4 protein-coding genes are annotated in these 6,752 nt (G+C 69.3%); 3 read left to right on the plus strand and 1 reads right to left on the minus strand.

Annotation, left to right across the window (positions count from 1 at the left end; all coding sequences use genetic code 11):
• Nucleotides 1–684 precede the first annotated feature (684 nt).
• The gene (locus BBH68_RS30795) at nucleotides 685–3,210 is read left to right on the plus strand and encodes a DEAD/DEAH box helicase (RefSeq protein WP_079151301.1); all 2,526 of its coding nucleotides are present in this window, start codon (nucleotides 685–687) and stop codon (nucleotides 3,208–3,210) included.
• A gap of 300 nt (nucleotides 3,211–3,510) precedes the next feature.
• Here BBH68_RS30795 and BBH68_RS42250 read toward each other — a convergent pair whose 3' ends face one another.
• Nucleotides 3,511–3,648: a hypothetical protein gene (locus tag BBH68_RS42250; protein ID WP_158080414.1), complete on the minus strand. Its 138-nt coding sequence runs from the start codon at nucleotides 3,646–3,648 to the stop codon at nucleotides 3,511–3,513.
• A gap of 1,692 nt (nucleotides 3,649–5,340) precedes the next feature.
• Between BBH68_RS42250 and BBH68_RS30805 the strand changes: the two genes are divergently transcribed.
• Nucleotides 5,341–5,595 (plus strand): hypothetical protein, encoded by a 255-nt coding sequence (locus tag BBH68_RS30805; protein WP_245738381.1) that lies wholly within the window; start codon nucleotides 5,341–5,343, stop codon nucleotides 5,593–5,595.
• Between the two features lie 458 nt (nucleotides 5,596–6,053).
• A complete protein-coding gene (locus BBH68_RS43485) occupies nucleotides 6,054–6,578 on the plus strand; it encodes a hypothetical protein (RefSeq protein WP_245738382.1) in 525 nt (174 codons plus the stop codon).
• The last annotated feature ends 174 nt before the right edge of the window (nucleotides 6,579–6,752 follow it).

The raw sequence follows: 6,752 nt of genomic DNA on the forward strand, positions 1-6,752 counted from the left end.
CCCGCGGAGCGGGCCCCTAGCGGGCTGCGCCCGCTAGCAGCGAACCGCCTTGCTCCGCAAGGCGGTTGCGCACCCGCTCCGCGAGTGCGCAACCCCGCGCGATACGCGGGGCCAATCCCTCCGCTCCGCTCCAGGATTGACAAGCGATCAGCCGGGTGCTTCGCACCCGGCCAAGGTGCCGCGCTCCGCGCGGCGCGGCTGCCCTCCGGCCGACCGGTGGCCTCCGCTGCGCTCCAGCCACCCCATGACCCCGCATCAACTCGGGTAAAGGCAGGCGTGCCACGCTCCGCGCGGCCCACCCACGGGCCTACGGCCCCAGCAGCGGCAAGGAGGGGAGGGGTGACGGGCCGTCGGGAGAGCGAAAGGCCGAACCGGGAGCGTGGGCCGAATTGATCAGCCGTCAGGCTGCTTTGCGGGGTGGCCATAAGGTAGCGGTAACAGAATCCAGCCACGTTCGAGGGATTTTCCATGCTCCGAGTGCTTCACTTTGAAGCACGAGATATATTCTTGACTCAGACAACGCCACCACTAAGGGAACTGAGCCGGTTTCTGATCACGATTCCGGTTACTGTCCCGAGGCTGTGACCTGGTTCCAGTGAGGTTCACCGTAGCCGATCACACGCCGTCCACATGCAGATTTCCTGTTTCCTGTCCAGCTAAGAGCCCAGGAGAAGGCAGACGGATATGTCGACCACAAGCCGAACCGATCAGCGTGAGGCGGCGCAGCAGGAAGCCGTTGACGCGGTTGTCCGTGCCCTCGAATTGCCTGCAAGATCGCTTGCGCCCGAGAGGGGGCTCCGGGCTCAGGTGATCATGGCGACCGGGTCCGGCAAGACCCGGGTCGCGGCCCGCAGCGCGGAGAAGCTCCGTGCGGGCCGCGTGCTGGTGCTTGTCCCCTCGCTGGATCTGCTCACGCAGACCGAGGCCGCGTGGCGCGAGGCGGGCCGTGCGGGCCCGATGATCGGGGTCTCTTCCCTGCAGGGTGAGGACGTGGCCTTCCCCAACACCACGGATGTGGAGGAACTGGTCGACTGGGTGCGGCCGTTCGACAAGGTCACCGTATTCGCCACGTACGCCTCCCTCGGGCTGGGCACGCTGGAGCGCGCGCACAAGGCCGGCCTTCCGGGCTGGGACCTGATCGTGGTCGATGAGGCGCACCGGACGTCGGGTCGGCTGGGTAAGCCGTGGGCGGTCGTCCACGACAACACCCGCATCCCGTCCCTGCGCCGCCTGTACATGACCGCCACGCCCCGTCTGTGGCAGCTGGACGAGGACGCCGACCAGGGCGCGCCGGGCGAGCTGGTGGCGAGCATGGAAGACGATCCGGACGGGCCGTTCGGCAGCCGGGCGTTCACCCTGACGCTCTCGGAGGCGATCGACCGGGGAATCTGTGCCCCCTACCAGGTGGTGTGCGTGGACATCACCGACACCCAGCTCCAGGCCGCGCAGCTCCTGGGCGCTGAGGGACGCTCGGACGAGGTCCGCGGGGCCCGGCTCGCCGCTCTCCAGACCGCGCTGCTCAAGGCGTCCTCGGAGGAGAACTTCCGGCGCACGCTCGTCTTCCACCACGTCGTCAAGGAGGCCGAGGCGTTCGCGGCCGGCCTCCCCGACGTCGCCGCGCAACTGCACGCCGCCGACCCCGAGCTGTACCCGAAAACGATCTGGGCGGACTGGCTGTGCGGCGAGCACAAGCCCAACCACCGGCGGCGAGTCCTCGGGGAGTTCGCCGACGGCATCGCCACGGACGGCACGGTCGTGGAGAAGGGCTTCCTGGGCTCGGTCAAGGTCCTGGGCGAGGGCGTCGACACCAAGAACTGTGACTCCGTGTACTGGGCGGATGTGCGCGGCTCGATGCCCGACCTCGTCCAGGCCGTGGGCCGCGCGCTGCGGATGCAGCCGGGCGAGGGGAAGGTGGCCAGCCTGGTCGTGCCGGTCCTGCTCGGGCCGGGCGAGACGACGGACAACATGCTCACGTCCCGGGCGTTCGGCGGGTTGGCGAAGCTGCTGGAGGCGCTCAGGGCGCACGACGCCCGGGTGGTGGAGCAGTTGGCGCAGCAGCAGGCCCCCAGCGCCTACAAGCCCGTCCAGAAGGGCGCACACGGCCAGGAGAGCCGGGGCGAGGGGAACGGGTCTGGCGGCCCGTCGGCCTCCGCGCGGAAGCTGCTGAAGTTCAGCACACCGCGCGACCCGGCGCAGCTGGCCGCGTTCATCAACCTGCGGGTCCTCAACCCCGAGCACGAGCACTGGCGGCGCGGCATCGAGGCCGCCGTCATCTACGCCCGCGAGCACGGCGACCTCAAGGTCCCGTTCACATACCGGGTGCCCGGCGGGGAGGACCAGGCGGTGGAGGCCGAGGGGTGGCCGGCCTCGCTCGCCGGGTTCCCTCTCGGGCAGTGGATCGCCGACAACCGGCGGTTCTACGCCCGCGGTGACATGGACGAGGACCGCATCGCTCAGCTGGAGAAGCTGGGCATGGTGTGGTCGCACTTCGACGTCGCGTGGGAGGAAGGTCTCGCGGCGGCGCGCGGGTGGGCGGCCGAGGCGGGCCACCTCCTGGCCCCGTTGGACGCCACCTTCCAGGGCTACCGGGTGGGCATCTGGCTGAAGAACGCCAGGGCCGCCGCCCGCAAGGCGGCCGAGATTGAGCAGCGGCGTGCCGAGGGGCTGCCGGTGGAGTCGGCGGCCGGGGCGCTGTCGGACGAGCGGCGCGAGCAACTGGAGGAGATCGACGCCTCCTGGTGCCCGAGCTGGCCCGTCACCTGGCAGCGCTGTTTCCACCTGGTCCGGATGCACCTGGCCGCGGGCGAGGCGCTGCCCACCGAGGCGGGCGACGTCGTGCGCCAGGGCGAGGATCTCGGGCGGTGGGTGCAGTCGGTCCGGCTCAGCTGGGACCAGCTCACGACCGTGCAGCAGTGGATGTGCGAGCACATCCTCGGGATCGAGCCCGCAGCCGAGGACGAGAAACCGAAGCCGCGCCGTACGCAGGCTGACAAGTGGGCGATGAACTACGAGGCCGCCAAGCAGTTCTACGAGCGCGAGGGGCACCTGCGGGTACCTCGGAAGCACGTCGAACGCATCATCGTCGGCGAGGACCAGGAGGAGCACGAGCTCCGGCTCGGCTCGTGGATCAGCAACCAGCGCAGCCGAGCCGCAACGCTGTCCCCGGAGCGGGTGGAGCAGCTGTCCGCGATCGCGATGCGCTGGACATAAGGATGCCGGAGTCACCCTGGTGAGTGGAATCACCGTTTCTATAACGAGGTGCCATCACAAGGGCGAATCTGCTGTTCACCGCCGGTGTGGATGGTTCTCACTCTTCCGCTCAGTGAGAGCCAAGACACTGCTCGGGAGAAGCCACGGTGGTACCGTCGGGTGGAAAGATTCACTCTCACGGGTGAATAGCGAAGAGCTCCATCCCCCGGGGGTCGCAACCCCGGGACCGCAGGACAGAGCTCTTCGCACCGTTGAACGAAGGCCCTGGTTGATGCCTCAGCTAGGGCCTTTCGTTTTTGTTCAGAACCACGGCTGCTTTTCGATCACCGTGATCGCGAGCCCGGCAACAGCAGTTGCTGCCGACACACGCGCCGCAGTGAACTTCGGGCGGCAGTGGTTCTTCCAACGGTCCATCATCCTCCGAAACAGAGTCTTCAAGACCGTCTCCTTCCCGAGGCTCCGGGGGAGCCTCGTCCACATGGGACCCGGTCCCATCGCCGTGGAGGTGTTCGTGCCTCCAGCTGGGACGGCACGAGCGGTAGAAGCGACACCAATCCTATGTGCGCTTACGGTTCTTAGGCATGGAAGCCAAATACCCACAAATCACCTTCACGGACGGCAAGTTGCCTGATCAGAGCCCCAGCGAGACTCATCAGCATGGAATATGTGGTGAGACTTATGCCACGATTGCCCAACCTTCGTTTATTGTGACATATTGCCAGTTTCCACAGGTCAAGGGTCCGTTCTCCGAATCCAGCGTGCAGCACACGATTAACCGGAGCCTTCGTTTCGAAGGCCATCGAGGGCTGGGCGGAACCCAGCACATGGGATACGGGTACCGACGCCCGAACGCGGCCCGGACTGGGTAACCAGGGGAGCGTGCGTAGCAAAGGAAGCCACCGAAGTCCGTGCCCGCGGCTGTCGCCGCAGGCTTGGGAGCCTTCGGGCTCAGCGTTCCCATGCTCCACAAGTTGATTGGCTGACCGGCAGGGCGGTCCTGCCCAGTCCCCGCCGTGCCTCGAACATCAGGCGGCGCTGAACTGGTGGGCGGGGCTGTCGTGCCACTCCACCCCACTGCGACTCGTCCAGGATGGGCTCAGGGTCAGCGATGCCGGCGCCTTCGAGGACTACGACCAGGTCGTGGTCACTGTAGGCGGTGCCAGGATCCCGTCCCGGCCTCTCAGGCCGCCCGTGCGGGCGAGCCGGTCACCACGATCGGCGCGCTGGCCACGCCTCCCCGCGTGCCCCGGGCCGGTTCGAGGGGCGAGCCGGCCCGGGGCAGTTAGGGAGGGACGCCGATCCAAGTTGAACCGGGCCGGGCCGCCGGGGCGCGGGTCGTACATCGCCCGACCACCGCAGCGTGAGCGAGCGCCGCTGGCGGCCGTACAGACCGAGTAGGGCCAGGACGGGGTCTCCGTGTCCGGGCCCCGCCATCGTGCGATTACACTCTGGCGTTCCAAATGGCTAATGGGGCCGCCGCGGGGTGGCGGGGCACGAGACGGATCCGGGTCTCCGCGTGCCGAGGAAGCACGTCGAGTCGGTACCGAGAACGGTGCCGACTCGACGTATCGGTGGGCGCCGGCCAAAGCGCCTGCCCGAAGTCCTGAAACGGATTCGGGCTTGCGACCAGGAGCCGTCAGGAGGACACCAGCGGCTCGCCGTCGGTGTCGTGCTGGGAGCAGCGTCTTTCTGATATGGCCTCGGCTGCAAGTCGGCCGGAACAAACGGTGGGCCGCCACGGACGCGGCAGGCACAGAACCCGTCGTCGTCATGCCGCCTTTCGCGAGTCTGTAAGGAGGCGGATTTTGCGGCGAGGCTAGGAACACCAGCGGGGCCAGCAAGCCGCACATCGGACAAAAGGCGCCCGGTGCGGGGCGGTGAAAATCCGGAGCGTGGAAGGCTGTGTGCGTGCCGCACAGCCCGCTCGTGGCAGGGCCAACTGTCCATGGACTGTGCGACTTTGCGACCAAGTAGCCTGGGCCCTGGCGCGCTGCCGGCGGTCCCCCGTCAGGACGGAGTCCTGCGCACCATGAGCGACCTTCCCCCTCCCCGTACGGTCGGCCCTGTCCCGGACTGTCCCTGTCCCGGACTGTCCCTGTCCCGGACTGTCCCTGTCCCGGCGGAACCGCAGTGCCAGCGGACGGCGGCCTTAGGCAGGCCGGTTCCGCCGGTCGGTTCGGGCCCACGCACGCGCTGATCCTGCTGATCGCCGTCCTTGTGCTCGGCTGTGCTCTGTTCCTCGCCGGCACCGAGCTGGAGACCGTCTTCGCGCTGCTGGGCGGCTGCGGGGCGATCGGCGCGGTAACCCTGGCCGCCGCCGGCGGCGGGCGCCGTCTGATGACGGTCCTCGTCGAGGCCGCGGTGCGCTCCGGCGCGGGCACGTAGGGCCGGCCATGACCCGTTCTTCTGTCGGCGGCGTCCCGGGCCGCCCCTTCGCCCACCTCGCCGAGTACCTGACCGCCCTCCGCCGGGCCGCGCGGCTGACCCAGCGCGCCCTGGCCGACGCCGCAACCATCTCCCGCGGCGCCGTCCAGCGCGGCGGTCCTCAACGCCTACATCCGCGCATGCGGGGCCGGTCAGGCCGAGGCCGCTCGCGCCCGCGTCCTGCGCAACCGCGGCCGCACCGCCCAGCGTGACCGGCTGAGCTGCCTCGATGCCCCGGCGCCCGCCCTCATCCACACCAGGGACGATCTCGGCGCTGCCCTGGCCGCGGCCTACGAGCGGGCCGGTGCCCCTCCCTGCGCGAGCTCGGCCGCCTCGTCCCCGGACGGCTCCCGCTGCCGCCTACCACCGCGTGGCGGATCGTCAAGCGCAAGGGCCTACCGGCCACCACCGCGCAGTTGGTGACGTTCCTGACCGCCTGCGGCGTCTCCCAGGCCGAGCAACGCCCGTACATCGGCGCCTACCAGCGCATCATCGCCGACCGCGCCATGCGCCCCGCCCCTCCGCACGCACGGCGCACCATCCGCCACCCCCACCCGGTTCCCCTGGCCCAAGGCGGAACCGACACCCGATACGAGCTCACCGCCGGGCCAGCCACCAGCACTGCCCGTCCCCTCCCCATGGCGAAGTTCAACGAAGCACTCCTCCAAGCGCTGGCACAGGCGGTCAGCGAGGAAGCGCACCGCAACGGGACCGCCGCGCCCAATCTGGTCACCGCCACATCCCTCGTCGACCACGGCGTCGACCTCACCGCGCACACCACCGACGGAAGCACGCTCGTCTTCGAGCTCAAGAGCTACCAGCAGCACCGGAGCTACCAGCACCGGCCCGAGCCCCGCCCAGAGCTGGGCACCAGGCCTCGCCCGGAACTGGGCACGCGCATTCCTCCGCCACCACGACCTGCTCCGGCCGCCCGCTCCGCCTGACCACCCCCACGACGGACAACCCCAGCGTACGGATCAGTCCCTGCGCGCCAGCCCAGCCGCGCCGTACGCGCCCCGAAAGTCGGCGATGAATACGGGGCTGCCGATGAGAGGCACCTTCGGGTGCCGAGGAAGCACGTCGAGCGGATCGTCGGCGAGGACCAGGAGGAGAGGAGC

It is taken from the genome of Streptomyces sparsogenes (genome assembly GCF_001704635.1).
In the GTDB taxonomy this organism is placed as follows: domain Bacteria; phylum Actinomycetota; class Actinomycetes; order Streptomycetales; family Streptomycetaceae; genus Streptomyces; species Streptomyces sparsogenes.